This window comes from Rhizobium sp. P32RR-XVIII, assembly GCF_012641395.1.
Taxonomy (GTDB): Bacteria; Pseudomonadota; Alphaproteobacteria; order Rhizobiales; family Rhizobiaceae; genus Rhizobium.
Window position 1 is genome coordinate 57,674 of record NZ_JABAIH010000004.1, and the last position, 19,569, is coordinate 77,242.

The 19,569-nt window shown below is 60.9% G+C and carries 23 protein-coding genes; 14 read left to right on the forward strand and 9 right to left on the reverse strand.

The window, feature by feature from the left end; translation table 11 throughout:
• Positions 1 to 9: 9 nt before the first annotated feature.
• Positions 10 to 1,683, reverse strand: a complete 1,674-nt coding sequence (locus HGP14_RS13440; protein ID WP_168830369.1) for a DEAD/DEAH box helicase — start codon at positions 1,681 to 1,683, stop codon at positions 10 to 12.
• A gap of 340 nt (positions 1,684 to 2,023) precedes the next feature.
• Positions 2,024 to 2,506, reverse strand: a complete 483-nt coding sequence (locus tag HGP14_RS36670) for a hypothetical protein (RefSeq protein ID WP_246704457.1) — start codon at positions 2,504 to 2,506, stop codon at positions 2,024 to 2,026.
• 387 nt (positions 2,507 to 2,893) lie between these two features.
• On the opposite strand from HGP14_RS36670, the gene HGP14_RS13450 reads away from it, so the two are divergent.
• The gene (locus HGP14_RS13450) at positions 2,894 to 4,363 is read left to right on the forward strand and encodes a response regulator (RefSeq protein ID WP_409527076.1); all 1,470 of its coding nucleotides are present in this window, start codon (positions 2,894 to 2,896) and stop codon (positions 4,361 to 4,363) included.
• Here HGP14_RS13450 and mnmD read toward each other — a convergent pair.
• A complete protein-coding gene (gene mnmD / locus HGP14_RS13455) occupies positions 4,353 to 5,069 on the reverse strand; it encodes a tRNA (5-methylaminomethyl-2-thiouridine)(34)-methyltransferase MnmD (protein ID WP_168830371.1) in 717 nt (238 codons plus the stop codon). The two genes, HGP14_RS13450 and mnmD, sit on opposite strands and share 11 nt — an antisense overlap.
• Here mnmD and HGP14_RS13460 point away from each other — a divergent pair.
• The 10 genes from HGP14_RS13460 (at position 5,068) to HGP14_RS13505 (ending at position 11,927) form a co-directional block, all read left to right on the forward strand.
• Positions 5,068 to 6,246 (forward strand): FAD-binding oxidoreductase, encoded by a 1,179-nt coding sequence (locus HGP14_RS13460; RefSeq protein ID WP_168830372.1) that lies wholly within the window; start codon positions 5,068 to 5,070, stop codon positions 6,244 to 6,246. The two genes, mnmD and HGP14_RS13460, sit on opposite strands and share 2 nt — an antisense overlap.
• Before the next feature lie 114 nt (positions 6,247 to 6,360).
• On the forward strand, positions 6,361 to 7,068 hold the full coding sequence (locus HGP14_RS13465) for a DUF1045 domain-containing protein (protein ID WP_168830373.1): 708 nt from the start codon (positions 6,361 to 6,363) through the stop codon (positions 7,066 to 7,068).
• 107 nt (positions 7,069 to 7,175) lie between these two features.
• A complete protein-coding gene (gene puuE / locus HGP14_RS13470) occupies positions 7,176 to 8,099 on the forward strand; it encodes an allantoinase PuuE (protein WP_168830374.1) in 924 nt (307 codons plus the stop codon).
• Positions 8,099 to 8,593 (forward strand): 2-oxo-4-hydroxy-4-carboxy-5-ureidoimidazoline decarboxylase, encoded by a 495-nt coding sequence (gene uraD, locus HGP14_RS13475; RefSeq protein ID WP_168830375.1) that lies wholly within the window; start codon positions 8,099 to 8,101, stop codon positions 8,591 to 8,593. Before puuE ends, uraD begins: the two co-directional genes overlap by 1 nt.
• A complete protein-coding gene (alc, locus tag HGP14_RS13480; protein ID WP_168830376.1) occupies positions 8,594 to 9,616 on the forward strand; it encodes an allantoicase in 1,023 nt (340 codons plus the stop codon).
• Between the two features lie 57 nt (positions 9,617 to 9,673).
• Positions 9,674 to 9,967, forward strand: coding sequence for a nucleotidyltransferase family protein (locus HGP14_RS13485; RefSeq protein WP_168830377.1), 294 nt, complete (start codon positions 9,674 to 9,676; stop codon positions 9,965 to 9,967).
• 20 nt (positions 9,968 to 9,987) lie between these two features.
• A complete protein-coding gene (locus HGP14_RS13490) occupies positions 9,988 to 10,326 on the forward strand; it encodes a DUF86 domain-containing protein (RefSeq protein WP_246704458.1) in 339 nt (112 codons plus the stop codon).
• A 3-nt stretch (positions 10,327 to 10,329) separates the two neighbouring features.
• Entirely contained in the window at positions 10,330 to 10,830 is a 501-nt protein-coding gene (locus tag HGP14_RS13495; protein ID WP_168830379.1) for an ureidoglycolate lyase, read from the forward strand.
• Positions 10,827 to 11,183, forward strand: coding sequence for a hydroxyisourate hydrolase (gene uraH, locus HGP14_RS13500; protein ID WP_168830380.1), 357 nt, complete (start codon positions 10,827 to 10,829; stop codon positions 11,181 to 11,183). Before HGP14_RS13495 ends, uraH begins: the two co-directional genes overlap by 4 nt.
• A 3-nt stretch (positions 11,184 to 11,186) precedes the next feature.
• Positions 11,187 to 11,927, forward strand: coding sequence for a metallophosphoesterase (locus HGP14_RS13505; protein ID WP_168830381.1), 741 nt, complete (start codon positions 11,187 to 11,189; stop codon positions 11,925 to 11,927).
• 2 nt (positions 11,928 to 11,929) lie between these two features.
• Here HGP14_RS13505 and HGP14_RS13510 read toward each other — a convergent pair whose 3' ends face one another.
• On the reverse strand, positions 11,930 to 13,072 hold the full coding sequence (locus HGP14_RS13510; RefSeq protein WP_168830382.1) for an alpha-hydroxy acid oxidase: 1,143 nt from the start codon (positions 13,070 to 13,072) through the stop codon (positions 11,930 to 11,932).
• 221 nt (positions 13,073 to 13,293) lie between these two features.
• Here HGP14_RS13510 and HGP14_RS13515 point away from each other — a divergent pair, with 221 nt between their 5' ends.
• The gene (locus tag HGP14_RS13515) at positions 13,294 to 13,569 is read left to right on the forward strand and encodes a DUF4242 domain-containing protein (RefSeq protein ID WP_168830383.1); all 276 of its coding nucleotides are present in this window, start codon (positions 13,294 to 13,296) and stop codon (positions 13,567 to 13,569) included.
• Between the two features lie 143 nt (positions 13,570 to 13,712).
• Here HGP14_RS13515 and HGP14_RS13520 read toward each other — a convergent pair whose 3' ends face one another.
• From HGP14_RS13520 to puuD, 3 genes are all read right to left on the reverse strand, one after another.
• Positions 13,713 to 14,204: an anthrone oxygenase family protein gene (locus HGP14_RS13520; protein WP_168830384.1), complete on the reverse strand. Its 492-nt coding sequence runs from the start codon at positions 14,202 to 14,204 to the stop codon at positions 13,713 to 13,715.
• 85 nt (positions 14,205 to 14,289) lie between these two features.
• Positions 14,290 to 15,606: a guanine deaminase gene (guaD, locus tag HGP14_RS13525; protein WP_168830385.1), complete on the reverse strand. Its 1,317-nt coding sequence runs from the start codon at positions 15,604 to 15,606 to the stop codon at positions 14,290 to 14,292.
• Positions 15,603 to 16,841 carry a urate hydroxylase PuuD gene (puuD, locus tag HGP14_RS13530; protein ID WP_168830386.1) on the reverse strand — a complete coding sequence of 413 codons (1,239 nt, stop codon included), beginning with the start codon at positions 16,839 to 16,841 and terminating at the stop codon, positions 15,603 to 15,605. Before puuD ends, guaD begins: the two co-directional genes overlap by 4 nt.
• Positions 16,842 to 17,170: 329 nt before the next feature.
• On the opposite strand from puuD, the gene HGP14_RS13535 reads away from it, so the two are divergent.
• Positions 17,171 to 17,503: a hypothetical protein gene (locus HGP14_RS13535; RefSeq protein ID WP_168830387.1), complete on the forward strand. Its 333-nt coding sequence runs from the start codon at positions 17,171 to 17,173 to the stop codon at positions 17,501 to 17,503.
• On the opposite strand, the gene HGP14_RS13540 is transcribed toward HGP14_RS13535, so the two are convergent.
• Positions 17,497 to 18,402, reverse strand: coding sequence for a LysR substrate-binding domain-containing protein (locus HGP14_RS13540; RefSeq protein ID WP_205927164.1), 906 nt, complete (start codon positions 18,400 to 18,402; stop codon positions 17,497 to 17,499). The two genes, HGP14_RS13535 and HGP14_RS13540, sit on opposite strands and share 7 nt — an antisense overlap.
• Before the next feature lie 84 nt (positions 18,403 to 18,486).
• On the opposite strand from HGP14_RS13540, the gene HGP14_RS13545 reads away from it, so the two are divergent.
• Positions 18,487 to 18,702 (forward strand): hypothetical protein, encoded by a 216-nt coding sequence (locus HGP14_RS13545; RefSeq protein WP_409527077.1) that lies wholly within the window; start codon positions 18,487 to 18,489, stop codon positions 18,700 to 18,702.
• Here the strand turns inward: HGP14_RS13545 and xdhC are convergent.
• Positions 18,684 to 19,493, reverse strand: a complete 810-nt coding sequence (gene xdhC / locus HGP14_RS13550) for a xanthine dehydrogenase accessory protein XdhC (RefSeq protein WP_168830389.1) — start codon at positions 19,491 to 19,493, stop codon at positions 18,684 to 18,686. The two genes, HGP14_RS13545 and xdhC, sit on opposite strands and share 19 nt — an antisense overlap.
• Positions 19,494 to 19,569: the final 76 nt, after the last annotated feature.

Consider the following 19,569-nt stretch of genomic DNA (forward strand, 5'->3'; position numbering starts at 1 on the left):
ATTCTCTATTCAAGCCCGTTCGCGGCGCTGGCCGCCGCCGTTGCGGGGGCCTTTGCGGCGCATGCCGCCGCTGCCGTCCTGGCGCTCGCCGCCGCCATGGGCCTGCGCGCCGCGATCTTCGCCGTGCTTGTGTGCCGGGCGGCCGTGGGCCTGGCGGGCACTGCCGGGATGATGACGATTATTCTCGCCACTGCCGCGGTTCCCGTGAGGATGCGTGCGCTGTGGCTTGTTGGCCGGGCGGAAATCCGAGGTCGTGGCCAGATCGTTGTCCGGACCGACGGCAGGCGTGGGCTCGCCACGACGCTGGCCGCGGAAGTCCTCGTTGCGGGCGGTCTGGCGCTCCGGACGCGGACGACGCTCGCGACGTTCCTCGTTGTTGGCGCGCACTTCGCCGCCTTCGCCTTCGCGGCGCGGACGACGTTCCGGACGGCCGCCGGAGCGGTTCTGTTCACCACGGCCTTCGCCGCCACGACCCTCACCACCACGACCCTGGCCGCGGTTGCCGCCATTGCCGTTGCCATTGCCGCGGCGAGGCGCCGCGTTCATGTTGGCCGGTGCTTCACCGCTGGCAACGGTGATGTTGATGCTCATCAGGCGCTCGATGTCGCGCAGCAAACGCGACTCGTCGGGCGCGCAGAAGGCGATCGCGATGCCGTCGCGGCCGGCACGGGCCGTACGGCCGATGCGGTGGACATAGGCTTCGGCAACTTCAGGCAGGTCGTAGTTGTAGACGTGGCTGACAGCCGGGATGTCGATGCCGCGGGCGGCAACGTCGGTGGCGATCAGCGTCTTGATATCGCCGTCACGGAAGGCCTTGAGGGCACGCTCGCGCTGCCCCTGGCTCTTGTTGCCGTGGATGGAGGCAACGGAATAGCCTACGTGCTCGAGGTGCTTCATCAGCTTCTCCGCACCATGCTTGGTGCGCAGGAACACGATGGCGCGGCCATCCGGGTTTTCGGTGAGCGACTTCTTCAGGAGATCCGTCTTGTCGTTCTTGCCGTTGACGAAATGGACGTACTGCTCGACCTTGTCGGCAGCCTTGCCCGGGGGCGTGACTTCGACCGTAACCGGGTTCGTCAGGTACTCGCCGGCGAGATCGGCGATCGACTTCGGCATGGTGGCCGAGAACAGCATGGTCTGGCGCTTCTTCGGCACCATCTTGGCGATCTTGCGCAGGTCGTGCACGAAGCCGAGATCGAGCATCTGGTCGGCTTCGTCGAGAACGAGGTAGCGCACGGCAGTCAGGCCGATGGCACGACGGTTGACGAGATCGAGCAGGCGACCGGGCGTCGCAACGAGGATGTCGGTGCCCTTTTCAAGCTGCAGCTGCTGCTTGTTGATCGACACGCCGCCGACGACAACGTTGATGCGCAGGTGCGACTTGCGCAGGAAGTTCTTCAGGTTCGTGGCGATCTGGTTCACCAGTTCGCGGGTCGGGGCGAGGATCAGCGTGCGCGTGGTGCGATTGTCCGGACGCCGTTCTTCAGGGATGAGCTTTTCGATGAGCGGCAGGCCGAAGGCGGCCGTCTTGCCGGTGCCGGTCTGGGCGAGGCCGATGAGGTCACGGCCTTCGAGGAGAAGCGGGATCGCCTTTTCTTGGATGGGAGTCGGCGTTTCGATGCCGAGCTGGAAAAGTGTGGCGACGATCGGCTTGGAGACACCAAGCGATTCAAAATTGGTCAAGTCATAACCTTTTTAGGGCGCGCCAAAACAATATCGCCGGATCGCAGAGTGCGGCCCGGTGTCATTCTGGCGTCAAGCACCCCGCGTGAAGTGGGAACTTGTCTTGTTGGAAAAAGCTTTCCAGCGCTTCTGCCGCGTCTTGGGATGCGGCCTGTATGAAATGCGCTTTTGTCCTTCTTCCTGCATCCTATTTGCTGGCAGGGGCACGCTCACGCGGCGGCCGGAAGGTGAAAGCTATGCCGCATTTGGGCTAGTTTGCGTTGAAAGTCAAGCCGACACGCGAGAGAAAGGTGTAGCGGGCGCCGCCTCAATGGGCGGCGGCGCGACGCAGATCTGCTCCTCAATAGCGAGGGCAGACCCGAACGTTGACCCACACGTCCGACCGATGATCGTAGCGGCGCTCCACTCCGCAATAGCCGTAATTGCGGTAATAGCCCCCGTAAGGCCGATAGTAGGAGCGATAGTAAGGACGATGATAAGGCCGGTAGTAATAGGGCCGATAATAGGAGTTGTAGTAGGGCCGGTAGTATGGCCGATTGTACGCATACGGCCGGTAATAATAAGGACGGTAGTAGCCTCCATAGCCGCCGTAAACTCCGTAACCGCCGTAGCCGCCGTAACCTGCGTAGCCGCCGTAGCCGCCGTAGGCCGGATAATATCCGGGGCGCACTGCCGTCGAGAGCAGGATGCCGCCAATGGCGCCGGCGGCGACACCGCCCCAGAAGTCATCCGAGTCGGCGTGTGCAGGCGTTGCTGTTGTGAGTGAGCTGGCAGTCAGGGTCAATGCAATCAGGCCCGTCGCCATTTTATGAAGAACGGACATGGTCGTTTCCTTTCATCGACGACGCTTGTTCTTTGAGCGACGGTAGAATCCGCTTCAATCACGGCAAGTTGATGGAAAAAAGCGGCGCCGCAAATCAAATCTTCTCGACTATACTTGCGTTTCGTTTTCGGCGGGATCGCCGTCGTGAAACGTCCCAAGAGCGAATGTCTCCGCGGGCCCACCGCTGAGTTGCCGGTGCTTCCGAGCGTTGAAAATCGTGCCGGATCAATGCGATGGCGCCTTGATCCTTCCGTTCAGATTCAACCTTAAGTCGGTTGTCCTGCTCGGCCGTCGGCTTCGACCCTTATGGTTAAAGCATTGTTAAGCGGCCTGGGATTATGGTGTCCTGATGAATTTTCAGTCTTTTGCGGGAGTGCGTGCTTTTTGATGTTGGCGGGAAACCTTCTGGAACTGGCATGCAGCCGGATCGCAGATCTGGAAATCCCGGCTTATGTCAAGAACAGCGAACTTCGGTACGTTGCCGTCAACGAAGCCTACGCCCGTTTCTTCGGCGGGGAGATTTCGGATTTCATCGGCCACCGCACACGCGAAATTCTCGACCGCCCTGAGGAAGAGGAGCGCGAAGACAAGGAGCGCCGCGCACTCGTCTTCGGCACCGAAGAAAACGCCATCTGTTTCGATGCTGCGGAAACTGTGCATGCGCGCATCCAGATCGAAAGCTTCATGCCGTCAGAAGAAAGAGCCTATGTGCTCGGTATCTTCGCTGACAACGGCCGCCGGTTGGAACGGCGCGAGGACGAGCTTCAGCCTCTGCTCGAGCGCGCCAAGTCCGAATTCCTTGCCCATATAAGCCACGAACTCCGCAGGCCCGCGAACGAGGTGCTCGGCATGGCCGGGCTTTTGGCAAAGACCGATCTCGATCCGCAGCAGAGAGCCTTTGTCCATGGCATCGTCAAATCCGGCAACGCGCTTTTGAAGATTATCAATGACATTCCCGATGTCTCGAAGATGGACGCCGATCCCGAGCCGCTACCCATCGATGTGCGAGGAGCGCGCGTACTCGTGATCGACGGCAACGAGGTGAATCACCAGATACTCCGCGAGCAGTTGGCGCGCTGGGGGGTCGACGGGGCGGCAGCCGAAGATGGCAGAACCGGAATTGCGATCCTCGAAGCGGCGCGCGATATGGGTGTCGATGTCGATGCCGTCATACTCGACCATCACATGCCGAACGGCGCGGAGATTGCCCGCATCCTGATGGCCGATGCCCGTTTCGAGAGCTTGCCCATCATCTTCCTGACCTCGATGGACAGCTCCGGCACGGAGAAGGAATTCGTGGGCATCAACGGCCATGCGCATCATATGAAACCGGTGCCGGCCAATATTCTTCGCAGCACGATCATCGAGGTCGTGCGCGCAAGCCGTGTGAAGCGGGGACCGGCCTCCGGAATCGTCGGCAAACCGGCGTGCCTCGATACGAGTGCTCGGGAGCCAGAGTTCATCGATGTACTCGTCGCCGAGGACAACGAGGTGAGCCAGATCGTCTTCACGCAAATCCTGCAGGGTACCGGTCTCAGCTTCATGGTGGTCAATAACGGTCAGGAAGCGGTCAATGCATGGCAGACGCATTTGCCGCGCATCATTATGATGGACCTAACGATGCCGGTCATGAGCGCGTACGATGCGACGCGCGCGATCCGCGAGCGCGAGCGCGGGCAGGGGCACCGCGTACCGATCATCGGGGTAACGGCACACGCGCTGGAAGCCGACCGCGAACTCTGCCTTGCCGCTGGGATGGCCGACTATATGTCCAAGCCCGTCAGCCCCGAACTGCTGGAAGAGAAAATTCAGCTCTGGCTCGGCAGGAGCGCTGAGCGTCCCGCCCTTAAAGCTTGATGCCGCAGAGCATCTCCCGCTTGCCGGCATAGCCCTTGCGCCGCTCGACTGCAAAGCCGGCGGTGATCAGATTGCGCCGGACGAAGCCTGCCGCGGCGTAGGTCGCGAAGCTGCCGCCGGGAACTGTCCTTTCAAAGACGAGCCGCATCAGATCCTCGGACCACATGTCGCCGTTTCGCGATGGTGCGAAGCCGTCGAGATACCAGGCGTCGAAGCCCGTTTCGGCCGCTGCGACGCCTTCGAGCGCCGAGCCGCAGACGACGCTCAGCCTCGTCTGGCCGTCCAATGCCAGCGTCACGGTGCCTTGTGGTTCGCCCGGCCACATTTTTGTCAGCGCCTGCCGCTCGGCGTCGATTTCCGGCCAGCGCGACAGCGCGCGATCGATATCCTCAGCGCGCATCGGGTAGAGCTCGAAAGACATGAAGACGAGATGCTGACCGTCTGTGCGGTGTGCTTTCCATTGCCGCCATGTCTCGACGAAGTTCAGCCCGGTCCCGAACCCCAGTTCTCCAATCAGGAATTTGTCTTTTCCGGCCCAGCGTTCCGGCAGGCCGTTGCCTGCCAGAAAGACGTGGCCGCATTCGAGCCGCCCATCCGTCTGGCAATAAAAATGGTCGCCAAAGGCAGCCGAATAGGGCATATCGCCGTCGCGCCATTCGAGCGGCAGGCTCGTGCTGCCACTCTGATCGGGATCAATCTCTGTCATGCATAAAGCCGATAGTGCGGCCTTCTCCTCTGGTCAATCGTCTGTCAGCCTGCTGATTGCGGGCGGCGGCATCATGGGGTTGTGGGCGGCGGTTTATGCCGAGCGCCTTGGCATCGATACCCTGCTCGCCGATGCAGGCGAACTGGGGCAGGGTGCGAGCGGCGGGCTGCTCGGCGCGCTGATGCCGCATATGCCGGACAAATGGAATGCCAAGAAACAGTTCCAGTTCGATGCGCTGGTTTCGCTTGAAGCCGAGATCGCCGCGATCGAAGCCGCGACCGGTCTTTCCGCCGGTTATCACCGTTCCGGCCGCGTCATCCCGCTGCCGAAGCCGCATCTGCGCAAGATCGCGCTTCGCCATTCCGCCGACGCCGAAACGCATTGGCACCAAGGCGGCCGCCGCTTCCATTGGCATGTCGGGGATGCTGCGCCAGTCGCCGGCTGGATCGATCCGGCCGCAGGAGAGAGCGGCTTCGTTCACGATACGCTCGCTGCCCGCGTTGCGCCCCGCGCGCTGGTTGCCGCGCTTGCCGCGTTTCTCCGGCAGGCAAAACACATACACATCGTCGAGAACGCGGCCGTCGGAGCCCTCGAACCGGAACGCGGCACTGCCGAGGTCGGCGGAAAGCCGGTACGCTTCGGCCGCTGCATCATCGCGGCGGGGCACCAGTCATTTCCTCTGCTGCAGCAGTTCACGCCGGGCTTGGACAAGCCCCTCGGCCAGCCGGTCAAGGGCCAGGCGGCGATGCTGAAGGCCGATATCGACCCGGCCTTTCCAACCATTTTCCGCGATGGGCTTTACATCGTCGCGCACGAGGGCGGCCACGCCGCTATCGGCAGCACGAGCGAGAACAATTTCGACGATCCGCTCTCGACCGATGCCCAACTCGACGCGCTGATCGAAGCCGCGCGCGAAATGGCGCCCGTGCTTCGCAACGCCCCGGTGGTCGAGCGTTGGGCCGGTCTTCGCCCCAAGGCGATCGACCGTGATCCCATGGTTGGCCAGCATCCTGTGCATCCGGGACTCATCGCGCTGACCGGCGGTTTCAAGGTCAGTTTCGGTCTCGCACACCGTCTGGCTGAAGCTGCCGTCCACATCGCTGCCAGCCGTTCCGTGCCCTTTGCGCTGCCCGAAAGCTTCGCGCTTTCGAGTCACATGACGGCGAGTTCACGCTAAACGTGAATTAGAAAGTTATCTCTTTCGTTATTCTGTCATGCAAATCACCTATCTGCTTGCGCATTGAAGGCGCGGGAATCGCCCGCGACGCCTTCCTGGAACGGAGGAAATTGCATGCGCTACGCCATTTGCTTTACGCCTTCGCCGAGCGATCCGCTCAGCCATGTGGCGGCGAGCTGGCTTGGCAGGAATGTGTTTTCAGGCGAAATGGTCGAGCCTCCGGCAATCCGCGGTATCGGCATCCACGAGATTGCCTTCCACACGGCCGTGCCGCGCCGTTACGGTTTCCATGGCGTGTTGAAGGCTCCATTCCATCTCGCGAGCGATGTCTCGGAAGCGCAACTCATGCGCGATTTGATGCGTTTCTCCGGTAGCCTCCACCCTTTCCGGATTCCGTGTATCGAGGTCGCACGCCTCGGCAGCTACTACAGTCTGGTCCCGTCGATCCCCTGTGACCATGTCCAACATCTGGCATCGGCAGTCGTCCAGCATTTCGACCGATTCCGTGCCCCACTTTCCGAGGCTGACATCGAGCGGAGCGATCCGGACGGGTTGTCGGCTGCGCAGTTCGCCAACCTGCACCGCTGGGGCAATCCCTATGTGATGGACGAGTTCCGCTTCCATATGCCGGTAACCGGTCCGGTCAATTCAATCGACATGCCGCGCATCGAGCAGGCACTCCGCTCTGTCTTCGAACCTGTTCTCGCCGAGCCGATCACTGTCTCCAACATTGCGCTGATGATCGAGGAAGGCACCGGCGGGCCGTTCCGCGTTCATTCGCTGCATCCGATGGGTAAGGTAAGCGCGCGCAAGATCGCCTGATCAGATACGGTGCTTGTGCCGTAGCGCCCAAAGTCGGCTTCGCATTTCCGTCTCGACATTCTATCTCCGGATGCTACCGTCTCGCCTGTCTCTCAAAAGGTGGTCTGATGGCATCCGATACCTATCCGCGCAATCTTGTCGGCTACGGTCGCAACATTCCCGATCCGAAATGGCCGGACGGCGCCCACCTGGCCGTGCAGTTCGTCATCAACTACGAGGAAGGCGGTGAGAGCTCGATTCTGGATGGCGATCCGGCCTCGGAGAACCTCTTGTCGGAAATCGTCGGCGCGCAGCCGTGGCCCGGCCAGCGCAACCTCAACATGGAATCGATCTATGAATACGGCTCCCGCGCCGGTTTCTGGCGGCTGTGGCGGATGTTCACGGAACTCAAGGTGCAGGCGACGGTCTACGGCGTGACGCTCGCCATGGCCCGCAATCCGGAAGCCGTCGCGGCAATGAAGGAGGCCGGCTGGGAGATCGCCAGCCACGGCTACCGCTGGCTGGAATACAAGGATTTTCCGGAAGACCTCGAGCGCAAGCACATTCTCGAAGCCGTGCGTCTCCACACCGAGATCACCGGCGAGCGGCCCTACGGCATGTACCAGGGCAAGCCTTCGGACAATACGCTGCGGCTGGTGCAGGAGGAGGGCCGCTTCCTTTATTCGTCAGATTCTTATGCCGACGACCTGCCCTATTGGGTGAAGGGCGTGGACGGCAAGCCGTTCCTCATCATTCCCTACACGCTGGAAACCAACGATATGCGGTTCGCCACGCCGCAAGGCTTCAACTCCGGCGACCAGTTCTTCGCCTATCTCAAGGATGCCTTCGATACCCTCTATGAAGAGGGCAAAGCCGGCAGCCCGAAGATGATGTCAGTCGGCCTGCATTGCCGCCTTGTTGGCCGCCCGGGCCGCGCCGCGTCCCTGAAGCGTTTCATCGAATATGTCCTGAAGCACGACAAGGTCTGGATTCCGCGCCGCATCGACATTGCTGAACACTGGCACAAGCACCACAAGCAGGAAACAATCTGATGATCAAGCGGGACGAATTCGTATCGCGCTTCGGCGGTGTCTTCGAACATTCGCCCTTCATCGCGGAGCGCGCCTATGACGACGGCTTCGTGAGCGATGTCTTGACCGTCGACCGGGTTCACACAGAACTCGTCGCAATATTCAGGGCCGCGAGCCCCGAGGAGCGGCTTGGCGTGCTTCGCGCCCATCCCGATCTTGCCGGGCGTCTCGCGATCGCCGGCGACCTGACGGAGGACAGCAAGAAGGAGCAGGCAGGCGCCGGTCTCGACCGGCTGAGCGCCGAGGAGCATGCCCGCTTCACCGAACTCAACGCGGCCTATACCAAAAAATTCGGCTTTCCCTTCATCATCGCCGTGAAGGGGCTGAACAAAGACGATATTCTTGCGGCTTTCGAGACGCGCATCAACAACAGCCGCGACGAGGAGTTCAAGACCGCAGCGGAGCAGGTCGAAAAAATCGCACTGCTGCGCCTCACATCCATGCTGGAGAAATGAATGACCGAGAATAGCACGACCAGCTTGCCCTCCTTCGCTGCCGGCGCGATCAATCTTGCTTCCGCCCGGCTCGGCGCCAAGGGACTTTACGCAACGGACGAATTCTTCGCGCCGCTGGAACGCATGCTGGCCGATACGGATGCCTTCTGGGATCCCAACCTTTATGACGACAACGGCAAGTGGATGGATGGCTGGGAGAGCCGGCGCAAGCGTGTGCCTGGCCATGACTGGGCAATCATCAAGCTCGCCATGCCAGGCCGCATCTTCGGCTTCGACGTCGACACCAGCTATTTCACGGGCAACTATCCGCCGCATTGCTCGATCGAGGCCGCCTTCGTCGAGAATGGCGATCCGGGAGATGCGACGATCTGGACCGAGATCCTGGCGCAGTCGCCGCTTGGTCCGAGCGCTCATCATTTCTTCGAAAATGCCGACAAGCAGAAGATCTGGACGCATCTGCGCCTGCACATCTATCCGGACGGCGGCGTCGCGCGCCTGCGGGTCTATGGTTCGGCCTATTTCGACTGGTCGAAGGTCGGAAGCGCGGAGGAAATTGATCTCGCCTATATCTTCAACGGCGCGAAGTCGCTCGCCTGGTCGGATGCCCACTATGGCCATCCGGACAAGATGCTCGGGCCGGGCCGAGGCATCAACATGGGCGACGGTTGGGAAACCAAGCGCCGGCGTGGTCCGGGCCATGACTGGGCGATCATCCGTCTCGGCCATCCGGGCACGATCAAGCGCGTGATTGTCGACACGGCCTTCTTCAAGGGCAATTTTCCCGATAACTGCGAACTTCTCGGCGCTCATCTGCCAAATCTTGGCGAAACGCTGAGCGAGGCCGAGATCGCCGCTTCCGAAAGCTGGAAGCCGATCCTGCCGCGCAGCAAGCTGCAGATGGACCACATCCACGAATACGGCGCGGACGCCATCGCCGATATCGGGCCGGTGACGCATGTCCGTATCGCGATGCATCCGGACGGCGGCATCATGCGGCTGCGGCTTTTTGGGGTAAAAGGGTGAGTTCTTTCCTCTTTACCGTGGCTCGCCTATATTCGAGGCATCAGGAGTGATGCCTCGATGAAGCCGTCGGAAGTGCTGGAAAAGAATAGACAGGCGATCCGCGACGCGACGAAGCGTTTTAACGCGGCGAACCCGCGCGTCTTCGGCTCGGTGGCCCGCGGCGAGGACCGGGCGGACAGCGATCTGGATATTCTGGTGGACGCACTGCCGGGCAGCACATTGCTGAGCCTGGGCGGACTACAGGATGCCTTGGAGCAAATGATGATCGGCACACCAATCCACCTGCTCACGCCGGGCGACTTCCCGGAATCGATCCGCGTGCGGGTTCTTTCCGAGGCCAAGCCTGTATGAACGACAGTCGCGTCCCCTATATGCTGGAGCGCATTCGTTCTGCCGCAGCGGATGCACATTCGATGATTTCGAATGTCAGCAAGCAACATTTTCTGCAGGATATTATCCTGCAGCGCGCTGTTGGTATGAGTCTTCTGATGGCATCGGAAACTGCTGCGCAATTGATCAAGGCTTTTCCCGAATTCGAGGTTGAGCATCCGGAATTTCCCTGGGGGGCAATGCGCGGTATGCGAAACCGTATTGCTCACAGCTATTTCGATATCGATCTTGAGAAGGTCTGGGCCACTGCCAAAGACGACGTTCCCGATCTGCTGGACAGGCTAGATCTCGTCCGCCACTGGCGCGCGCAAGGCGAATAGCCGATGTCCCGTTCCCTCGACATACACCCCCTGACGAAAACCGCCTTCGCACCTTTCGGGGACGTGATTGAGCTCGATCCCGCGACGATGCGCTACATCAACGGCGGCAATACCGAACGCTTCCATGCGCTGGCTGTGGCAGAGGCGGCAGGCGAGGGGGCGCGCGTGATCGTCAACCTTTTCCGCGGCCAGCCGCGCAGCTTTCCCTATGAGATTGGCATGATGGAGCGGCACCCGCTCGGCAGCCAGAGCTTTTCGCCTCTTGCCGATCGGCCGTTCCTTGTCGTCGTTTCCGAAGACGAGGGCGGCAAGCCGGGCCGGCCACAGGTGTTTCTCGCCAGCGGAGGGCAGGGCGTGAATTATCGCCGCAACGTCTGGCACCATCCTTTGATTGCCCTTGACGAGCCGAGCACGTTTGTCGTCGTCGATCGTGACGGACCGGGCAACAATCTCGAAGAGCATTTCTTCGACACACCCTTTATCATCAGAGATCCAGCCCTATGACCGGACTGACAACCCATGTTCTCGACACCGCCTCGGGCAAGCCCGCGCAGGGCCTGAGGATTGACCTCTTCCAGATCGATGGCGACGTTCGCCGGCATATCAAGACGGTGGAAACAAATGCCGACGGCCGCATCGACGGCGGCCCGATGCTTTCCGGCGAGAGTTTCAAAGCCGGAACCTACGAGCTGCTTTTTCATGCGGGCGACTATCTGCGTGCATCGGGCACGCCGCTACCGAATCCGGCCTTTCTCGATCTTGTGCCGATCCGCTTCGGCATCGCCGATTCCCGAGCGCACTATCATGTGCCGCTTTTGATCTCGCCCTACGGCTACTCGACCTATCGCGGCAGCTAGACGATGCGCTTTGCGGCTTTAGCGGATATCCATGGCAATGCTCTGGCGCTGGAGGCGGTGCTTGCGGATATCGGGGCTCAAGGTATCAGTGACATCGTCAATCTCGGTGATTGTTTCAGCGGTCCGCTTGAAGCAGGCAAAACCGCCGATCTGCTTATTCCGCGCGAGATACCGACGGTCCGCGGCAACCACGACCGCTATCTGATCACGCAGGCGCGCGAAGATATGCATGCCCCGGACGCCGCTGCCTATGATCAACTCGGCCCATCGCATCTCGAATGGCTGCGACGGCTACCGACAAGTCGTGTCTTCAAGGATGAAGCCTATCTCTGCCATGCAACGCCGGCCGCCGACGACGTCTATTGGGTAGAGACGGTGACGCCGGACGGGCACGTCTGCCTGAGGCCGCAGGTCGACATCGAGCGATTTGCCGAAGGCATCGGCCTGCCGCTTATCCTTTGCGGCCACACGCATCTGCCGCGTGTGGTGCAACTTTCCGGCGGCCGTCTTGTGGTCAATCCTGGTAGCGTCGGCTGCCCGGCTTACAACGACGACCGGCCCTATCTCCACAAGGTGGAGACGGGCCATGCTATGGCGAGTTACGCAATCCTGGAAAAGCACACATCCGGGTGGACCGTTGAGTTTCGCACGGTCGCCTATGATCACATGGCGATGTCGCGACTTGCAAAGGCAAGCGGCCGCCCGGACTGGGCGGCCGCGCTGGCGTCGGGCAGAATGCCGTAGAGTTACTGCCGTCCGGCAATGATCGACGAATTCACATCGTTGATGTCGCGCTTGCCGCAGAGCGCCATGGTGATATCCATTTCCTTGCGGATGATGCCGAGAGCGAGCGTTACGCCCTCCTTGCCCATGGCGCCAAGGCCGTAGAGGAACGGGCGGCCGATATAGGTGCCTTTGGCGCCGAGCGCCATGGCTTTCAGCACGTCCTGGCCGGAACGGATGCCGCCATCGAGATGGATCTCGATCTTATGGCCGACAGCGTCGACGATTTGCGGGAGCATGCTAATCGAGGAGGGGGCGCCATCCAGCTGACGGCCGCCGTGATTGGAGACGATGATGGCATCGGCACCGGTTTCGGCTGCCGCCTTTGCGTCTTCGACGTCCAGAATGCCCTTGATGATCAGGGGGCCGCCCCACTTTTCCTTGATCCAGGCGACGTCGGCCCAGGAAAGCCGCGGGTCGAATTGTTCCGCCGTCCAGGAAGAGAGCGAAGAGAGGTCGGAAACATTCTTGGCGTGGCCGACGATATTGCCGAAGGTGCGGTGTTTCGTCTTGAGCATGTCGAGGCACCAGAAGGGCCGGGTCACCATCTGCCAGATATGCTTCGGCGTGAATTTCGGCGGGGCCGACAGACCGTTGCGCAGGTCCTTGTGGCGTTGGCCGAGGATCTGCAGGTCGGCAGTCAGAACCAGTGCCGAGCATTTTGCCGCCTTGGCGCGGTTGATGAGGTTCATGACGAAGTCCTTGTCCTTCATCACGTAGAGCTGGAACCAGAAGGGACGCGTCGTGACCGAGGCGACGTCCTCGATCGAGCAGATGCTCATGGTCGAGAGCGTGAAGGGAACTCCTGCCTCTTCGGCGGCGCGCGCTGCCAGCATCTCGCCGTCGGCGTGCTGCATGCCGGTCATGCCGGTCGGGGCAAGTGCCACGGGCATCGAGACCCTCTGGCCGATCATCGTCGTCTCAAGCGTGCGGTTGGTCATGTCGACCATCACCCGCTGGCGTAGCTTGATCTTGGAAAAATCGCTCTCGTTCGCCTGATAGGTCGACTCCGTCCAGGCGCCGGAATCCGCATAGTCGAAGAACATCTTCGGTACGCGGCGTTGTGCCATTTTCTTGAGGTCGGCGATCGTGAGCGGAGTGGCCATGCAAAAGACTTTCACATCTGGAGAATGCCACCGCCCATAACATGATTTCCAAGGAACTGTTATGAGAAATTTCATGCCCTGCAGGCCGCTCTCGGAGCGCCCCTCAGTCCAAAATCGGCTGATGAACGCCCCCGATGATCAAAGCGTAAATTCGTTATGTCTAATAATCGGTACGGCGTAGAATGGGAGTTTAGCAGTCAATCGATCAAGGGAGTTCGGTCATGCCAGTATATGCAGTCGAGCGGGATCTCAAAGGTATCACCATGGACCAGCTCGCGGCCGCCCAGAAGCGCGCAATAGCGTCTTCAAAGAAGTTCTCTGAGACTGGTCAGGATGTTCGATATATCCGGACGATGTATATTCCCGGAGAAGAGCGATCGATGTGTCTCTTCGAAGCGCCCGACGCATCCACGGTCGAGAATGTCAATCGAGATGCGGCAATTCCATACACGCGGGTCATCGAGGCGCTCGACCTAACGCCGGCCGGCAACGCATGATGTCTCAAGTAACCGGCGATCACTGTGGAAGCGGTGGCCGCAGCGGCCGGTCCTGTCTGTGAAGAAGGTTTCGGCAGACAGCAATTGATGCGCGCACAGGAAGCCGGGGATATCCAAAGTTGTGCCCCCCGCGCCCGGTCGGCTCAAAGCGCGATTGCGATCAAGAGCAGGATCAGCGCCAGCATCGACGCCACGGCGCGAAGGACATGCGACCGTTCCCAACGGTCGCGCAAGACCGTCCAATCCGCCGCCGGGTCGATTTCCGAGGCGCCGGTTTCGAAGAAGCGCCGGGCGGATCCGGAGAGTTTCGCGTCTTTCAGCCAGAGCTTGTTCACGGGCTGCGTCACCAGCCAGAAGACAAGCTGCATGACGGCGACGGCGGCAAGCGCACCGGCGACGAGCCAGAATGCCGTCGTTTCCACCGGGGTCAGAAGCAGCAGGACGAGGGTCGCGAGGATGCTTGCGGCTTCGAAAATGCCGCCGATCGTGAAACCCGGATAATAGATCGACTGTACGATGAAATACTGCTCTTGGCCGAGCCGCATTTTGCCAGGCAGTTCGGCCGCATGCGCCAACGCGAAACTCATGGCGACGGCGGCCAGAAGCCCGGCCAGGACCTGGAAAAACAACTCCATGACAGGATACTCCGTTTCAGCGGGTTGCAGGCCGCAACTCGTGAGCGAAGCACCGGTTCCACCGGAAGCGTATCCCTTGACGTCTCTATGCGGCGGAAAGCGCCGTCTTCGCCGCAGCGCCAGCCACGTAAGTCTCCACGATTGCACGGTCGTCGCCCATGGTCTGCAGCAGGAAGAGCTCCTCCGGCAGCGTCTTCACGACCTCCATCTTGAGCGCCATGGCAGGCGTTGCCGCAGCATTGAGCACGACGAGGTCAGCCTCTGTACCCGGCTCCAGGGTGCCGATGCTGTCCGCAAGCGAGAGCGCTTCCGCGTTGCCGAGCGTCATGTAGTAATAGCTCTCCAGCGGGTTGAGGCGTTCGCCGAGCAGCTGCTGGATCTTGTAGGCCTCATCCATCGTGCGCAGCATGGAATAGCTGGAGCCCCCGCCGATGTCGGTCGCGACGCCGATGCGCACAGACTTCTGGCGGCGCGCCAGTGTCTTCAGCGGAAAGAGGCCGGAGCCGAGGAAGAGGTTGGACGTCGGGCAGTGCACAGCAATCGAACCCGCCTCACTCATCGCATCCGCCTCGCGCTCCGAAAGATGAATGCAGTGGCCAAAGAGGCTCTTTTCGCCGAGTAGGCCGTAGCGGGCGTAGATATCGGTGTAGTCGGTCGCTTCCGGATAGAGGCCGCAGGTGAATTTGATCTCGTCGTGGTTTTCGGAGAGATGCGTCTGGATGTGCAGATCGGGAAACTCGCGGGCAAGCGTGGCTGCGGCTTCCATCTGCTCAGGCGTCGAGGTGATTGCAAAGCGCGGCGTGATCGCGACGTGGTTGCGGCCCTTGCCGTGCCAGTCGGCAATCACCTGCCTCGTTTCGTCATAGCTCATCTCCGGGGTATCGAGCAGACCCTGCGGCGCATTGCGGTCCATCATCACCTTGCCGCCGACCATGCACATGTTCCGGCGCATGGCCTCCGCGAAGAAAGCATCGGCGGAGGTCTTGTGTACGGAGCAATAGGCAACCGCCGTCGTCGTGCCGTGGCGGACGAGCTCATCGTAAAAGCGCGTGGCGATCTTCTGCGCATGCGCGCTTTCGACGAAGCGGCACTCTTCCGGGAAGGTATAGGTGTTCAGCCATTCGAGCAGGTCGGCGGCGTAGGAGGCGATCACCTGCATCTGCGGGAAATGCAGGTGCGTGTCGATGAAGCCCGGCATGATCAGGTGCGGGCGGTGATCGATCTCCTCCGTCCCCTCAGGAGCCTTGGCCATTACGTCGGCATAGCCGCCGGTCGCGGCGATCTTGCCACCTTCGATCAGCAGGCCGCCGTCGGTCTCGTAGCTGTAGCTGTCCGTATCGGTCAGGCTTTGCGGGGCGCGCTTGAACGAGAGCAGGCGCCCGCGCAGGAGTTTCGTCGTCATTGCTGTTTGCCTTCGACTGCGCTTTCGAACCAGGCGACGAGCAGCTTGCGCTCGTCCGGCGTGATATCCGTCAGATTGCCGGGAGGCATGGCATGGCTGCGGCCTGCCTGTATATAGATTTCGCGTGCATGGGCGGCGATGTCCGCGTCATTGTCGAGGATCACGCCGTTCGGTGGGCGGGCAAGACCCTCATAGACGGGCTCGGCGGCATGGCACATCGTGCAGCGCGTCGAGATGAGCTGCTTGACGGCCGGAAAATGTGGGTCGCCGGCAAATTGCTGGAAAGCGGGCGCGACGCTGACAGTATCGCTTTCGCCGGTGAGCACCTTCGGCACGGTGGAAAGCCACATGATGAGGATGAAGAGGATCACGGTCGCGATCCAGGTCCAGGTCGGGCGGCCCTTCCGCGCATGCGTGGTGTTGAACCAATGGCGGATGGTCACGCCCATCAGGAAGACGAGAGCGGCGATGACCCAGTTGAATGCGGTGCCGAAGGCCAGCGGATAGTGGTTCGACAGCATGAAGAAAATGACGGGCAGCGTCAGATAGTTGTTGTGCAGCGAACGCTGCTTGGCAATCTGCCCGTATTTCGCATCGGGGGTGCGGCCGGCGATCAGGTCGGCTACGACGATCTTCTGGTTGGGGATGATGATCATGAAGACATTGGCCGACATGATCGTCGCCGTGAAGGCGCCGAGATGCAGGAAGGCGGCGCGTCCGGTGAAGAGCTGCGTATAGCCCCAGGCCATGAATACCAGCACGGCGTAGAGCACGATCATCAGCCCCCAGGTATTCTTGCCGAGCGGGGACTTGCAGAGAAGATCATAGACGAGCCAGCCGCCGGCAAGCGAGGCCAACGAAATCAGGATGGCGGTGACCGGGCTGATGTCCAGCACATGGCGGTCGATCAGGAAGAGATCGGCACCGCCGTAGTAGACGATGCAGAGCATCAGGAAGCCGGAGAGCCAGGTAAAATAGCTCTCATACTTGAACCAGGTCAGATGCTCGGGCATCTGGGCGGGTGCCACTAGATATTTCTGAATGTGATAAAAGCCGCCGCCATGCACCTGCCATTCTTCGCCGTAGGCACCGGGCGGAAGATGCGGACGCTTCACCAGGCCAAGATCGAGCGCGATGAAATAGAAGGACGAGCCGATCCAGGCGATCGCGGTAATGACATGAAACCAGCGCGCCGCGAAGGCCAGCCATTCCCACGCTATGGCATATTCATACATTGAGTTCCCCTGTCTTCCTCCGACTCGCCACATTGCAGAATGTTGACGCGAGAGGGAAGGGCAAAGATGACTGTCGATTTGCTCGGTCCGCACCATGCAATGACGCGATCACTCCCTTCGTCGCGCTGGCGAAGGTGGGGCTACAGCACGCCGCTTGCGGCGATTGTTACTTGAACAACATCCACAAGCACGCCCATGTGAATATGCTGCGCTGCACAAATTTTGTGATCATTGAAATGTCAAGATTAGGCTACAGTTTCCATTGAAGGCCGCCGGGATGAGGTGGAAACCGCATTTGAGGCGGGGCATTCATCGACGGAGAATAGCCCATGCGCAGCATTCTGGCAGGTGTGATGATTGCGTTTGCGTCGAGCGTGAGTGCCCACGACGCCCCATCAGGTTGGTCTTACGATCCCTTTTGTTGCAACGGCGATAGTCAAAATGGCGATTGCCAGATGATCCCTTCGAAAAGCGTCCAGGTTACTCCCAGGGGATACCGCGTAACGTTGCTGCCTGGCGACCATCGGCTGGTGACACGGGCGCATGTCTTCATGCTGCCGATGACGAAGGCGATGCAATCGGGCGACGGCGACTATCACCTTTGCCTGTTCCCGAACGAGGACACACCACGCTGCTTCTACGCGCCGGAAATGGGCTATTGAGGGCGAGCCTCCTTGCCGTGCATTTCCTCCAATATCCAGTTGCGAAATGCCTTGATCTTCGGAACGTTGCGACGGCTTTCAGGATAGGCGAGCCAGTAGCCACGGCCATCGGTGCAGGCAAGCTCGAAGGGACGGATCAGCTTTCCGCTTGCCAGCTCTTCCGGGTAGAAGTCTGGCGTCAGGATCGCGACGCCCTGGCCGGCGACCGCAGCGGCTGCCTCATAGGCCTGCGCGCCATAAAAGCTCGTCGCCCTTGTCTTCAGGCTCGACGTGGGCACGCCCGCCGCTTCGAGCCACTGGTGCCACCATGGGTCCGTGGGGTCGAAAATCCGGAGCTTTAAGAGGTCCGCTGGTTCATGGATGCCACCGATGCTGTCGGCAAGTGCCGGGCTCAGCATCGGCGTGAAATAGACGTCCATCAGTTTTTCGGCGCGCAGGCCGGGCCAATCTCCCGTGCCCGAGCGGATGCCGACATCGAATGCCTCACGGGCAAAATCGACCAGTGTATCTGACGTGTTGATCCGCACGGCGATATTCGGATTGGCGAGCTGGAAATTGCCGAGTCTGCGGGCGAGCCATTGCGACGCAAAGGTCGCGAGACAGGTGATCTGCAGCGTCACCTCCGTCTCTCCGCGCGCCTCTGCCATGGCGAGCTGCAGCATCTCGAAAGCCTCGGTGACCTGCGGAGCCAGCCTTTCGCCGGTTTCCGTCAGGCTTATCTGCCTCGGGCGCCGCAGGAAAAGCGGCTCACCGACATTCTCCTCCAGCAGTTTCACCTGATAGCTGACGGCGGTCTGCGTCATGCCGAGCTCTTCGCCCGCCTTGGTGAAGCTGCCGAGCCGGGCGACGGCCTCGAAGGCGCGCAGCGCATTCAGCGGAAATTGCTTCGACAGCTTCATGGATAAGTTCTCTTTATGCATGCAGACGGTTGTTCGATTGGAATTGCAGCATTTCTTTCGGCAGACTGCAAGGCATAGCATCAAATGAACAAAGGTGATGTCATGGACTGCAATGCTATCGAAGAGAGCGCAAGGCCCGTCAGTCCCTCGAGTTCAGCGCTTGTTTCCAGTGTCGCGGACTGGGTCCGCGCCAAGCTGTTCCATCCGTCGCGGATCGACCTCGACAGCATGCCGGACCGCGTGAAGCGCGATCTCGGCTTCCTGGATGGGCGAGACCCGCGTTACGAGGACGAGTTTTGACGGTAGGCGAAAAGGGCCGCCAATATTTCGGCGGCGGTCATGGCGGCGATCACTTCGGGACGCTTGTCCCTGACCGCCGACCCGCCGATCGGCAGTACGAGGCGGTCGAGCCATCGCCGCTCGCCGCCCTCCTGCGATAACCAGCTTGCGAAGGTGGCGCGCTTCGTCGCCGAGCCGATCATGCCAACATAGGACAGATCGGTTCTCGCCAGTGCCTCGCGCGCGATCATGAAATCGAGCGCATGATCATGCGTCAGGATCACCACGGCAGAACCCGCCCGCATGGCCTTCACCAGCTCTTCCGGCATCGGCGTAAGCCGTGTCTTCGTGTCTGGCGGCAGGTTTGCGAGTTCTTCCTGGCGCGTCTCAACGACGGTGACGGAAAGCGGCAGCGGCGCGAGCGCGGCAGCCAGCGCATGGCCAACATGGCCAGCACCGAAGAGATAGACATCCGGCAGATGCGCCGCTTCGTCCGCCTGCCTGATCTTCAGCTCCGCCGCCAGTTCATCCGTGATCTTCCGAAACCGCAGCTGCGTGCGCCCGCCGCAGCACTGCCCGATCGCCGGCCCGAGGGGAATGTCCATGGACGCGCGGCCGGCGCCCTTCAGGAGCTCACGGGCGTTTCCGATCGCCATGAATTCAAGCTGCCCACCGCCGATCGTGCCCCAACTGGCGCTTTCGGAGACAAGCATGAAGGCGCCCGCCTCACGCGGGGTCGAGCCTTGCGTGCCGATGATGTCTACCAGGATGGAAACGGGGTGGGCGGTAAGGAATTGAAAGAAATCTGTCATGGAAACCAATCCATGTCGTACAGCGGAGGCTGAGTGTGCCGCGCTACCCCCTCATCCGCCTGCCGGCACCTTCTCC

What these genes read in the sequence shown, in the direction of transcription:
- puuD (WP_168830386.1), bottom strand. Translation starts at nt 16,841, where the DNA reads ATGTATGAATATGCCATAGCGTGGGAATGGCTGGCCTTCGCGGCGCGC.
- puuE (WP_168830374.1), top strand. Translation starts at nt 7,176, where the DNA reads ATGGCATCCGATACCTATCCGCGCAATCTTGTCGGCTACGGTCGCAAC.
- alc (WP_168830376.1), top strand. Translation starts at nt 8,594, where the DNA reads ATGACCGAGAATAGCACGACCAGCTTGCCCTCCTTCGCTGCCGGCGCG.
- HGP14_RS13460 (WP_168830372.1), top strand. Translation starts at nt 5,068, where the DNA reads ATGCATAAAGCCGATAGTGCGGCCTTCTCCTCTGGTCAATCGTCTGTC.
- HGP14_RS13490 (WP_246704458.1), top strand. Translation starts at nt 9,988, where the DNA reads ATGCTGGAGCGCATTCGTTCTGCCGCAGCGGATGCACATTCGATGATT.
- HGP14_RS13465 (WP_168830373.1), top strand. Translation starts at nt 6,361, where the DNA reads ATGCGCTACGCCATTTGCTTTACGCCTTCGCCGAGCGATCCGCTCAGC.
- uraH (WP_168830380.1), top strand. Translation starts at nt 10,827, where the DNA reads ATGACCGGACTGACAACCCATGTTCTCGACACCGCCTCGGGCAAGCCC.
- xdhC (WP_168830389.1), bottom strand. Translation starts at nt 19,493, where the DNA reads ATGACAGATTTCTTTCAATTCCTTACCGCCCACCCCGTTTCCATCCTG.
- HGP14_RS13545 (WP_409527077.1), top strand. Translation starts at nt 18,487, where the DNA reads ATGAACAAAGGTGATGTCATGGACTGCAATGCTATCGAAGAGAGCGCA.
- HGP14_RS36670 (WP_246704457.1), bottom strand. Translation starts at nt 2,506, where the DNA reads ATGTCCGTTCTTCATAAAATGGCGACGGGCCTGATTGCATTGACCCTG.
- guaD (WP_168830385.1), bottom strand. Translation starts at nt 15,606, where the DNA reads ATGACGACGAAACTCCTGCGCGGGCGCCTGCTCTCGTTCAAGCGCGCC.
- HGP14_RS13535 (WP_168830387.1), top strand. Translation starts at nt 17,171, where the DNA reads ATGCGCAGCATTCTGGCAGGTGTGATGATTGCGTTTGCGTCGAGCGTG.
- mnmD (WP_168830371.1), bottom strand. Translation starts at nt 5,069, where the DNA reads ATGACAGAGATTGATCCCGATCAGAGTGGCAGCACGAGCCTGCCGCTC.
- HGP14_RS13495 (WP_168830379.1), top strand. Translation starts at nt 10,330, where the DNA reads ATGTCCCGTTCCCTCGACATACACCCCCTGACGAAAACCGCCTTCGCA.
- HGP14_RS13505 (WP_168830381.1), top strand. Translation starts at nt 11,187, where the DNA reads ATGCGCTTTGCGGCTTTAGCGGATATCCATGGCAATGCTCTGGCGCTG.
- HGP14_RS13540 (WP_205927164.1), bottom strand. Translation starts at nt 18,402, where the DNA reads ATGAAGCTGTCGAAGCAATTTCCGCTGAATGCGCTGCGCGCCTTCGAG.
- HGP14_RS13485 (WP_168830377.1), top strand. Translation starts at nt 9,674, where the DNA reads ATGAAGCCGTCGGAAGTGCTGGAAAAGAATAGACAGGCGATCCGCGAC.
- HGP14_RS13515 (WP_168830383.1), top strand. Translation starts at nt 13,294, where the DNA reads ATGCCAGTATATGCAGTCGAGCGGGATCTCAAAGGTATCACCATGGAC.
- HGP14_RS13450 (WP_409527076.1), top strand. Translation starts at nt 2,894, where the DNA reads ATGTTGGCGGGAAACCTTCTGGAACTGGCATGCAGCCGGATCGCAGAT.
- uraD (WP_168830375.1), top strand. Translation starts at nt 8,099, where the DNA reads ATGATCAAGCGGGACGAATTCGTATCGCGCTTCGGCGGTGTCTTCGAA.
- HGP14_RS13520 (WP_168830384.1), bottom strand. Translation starts at nt 14,204, where the DNA reads ATGGAGTTGTTTTTCCAGGTCCTGGCCGGGCTTCTGGCCGCCGTCGCC.
- HGP14_RS13510 (WP_168830382.1), bottom strand. Translation starts at nt 13,072, where the DNA reads ATGGCCACTCCGCTCACGATCGCCGACCTCAAGAAAATGGCACAACGC.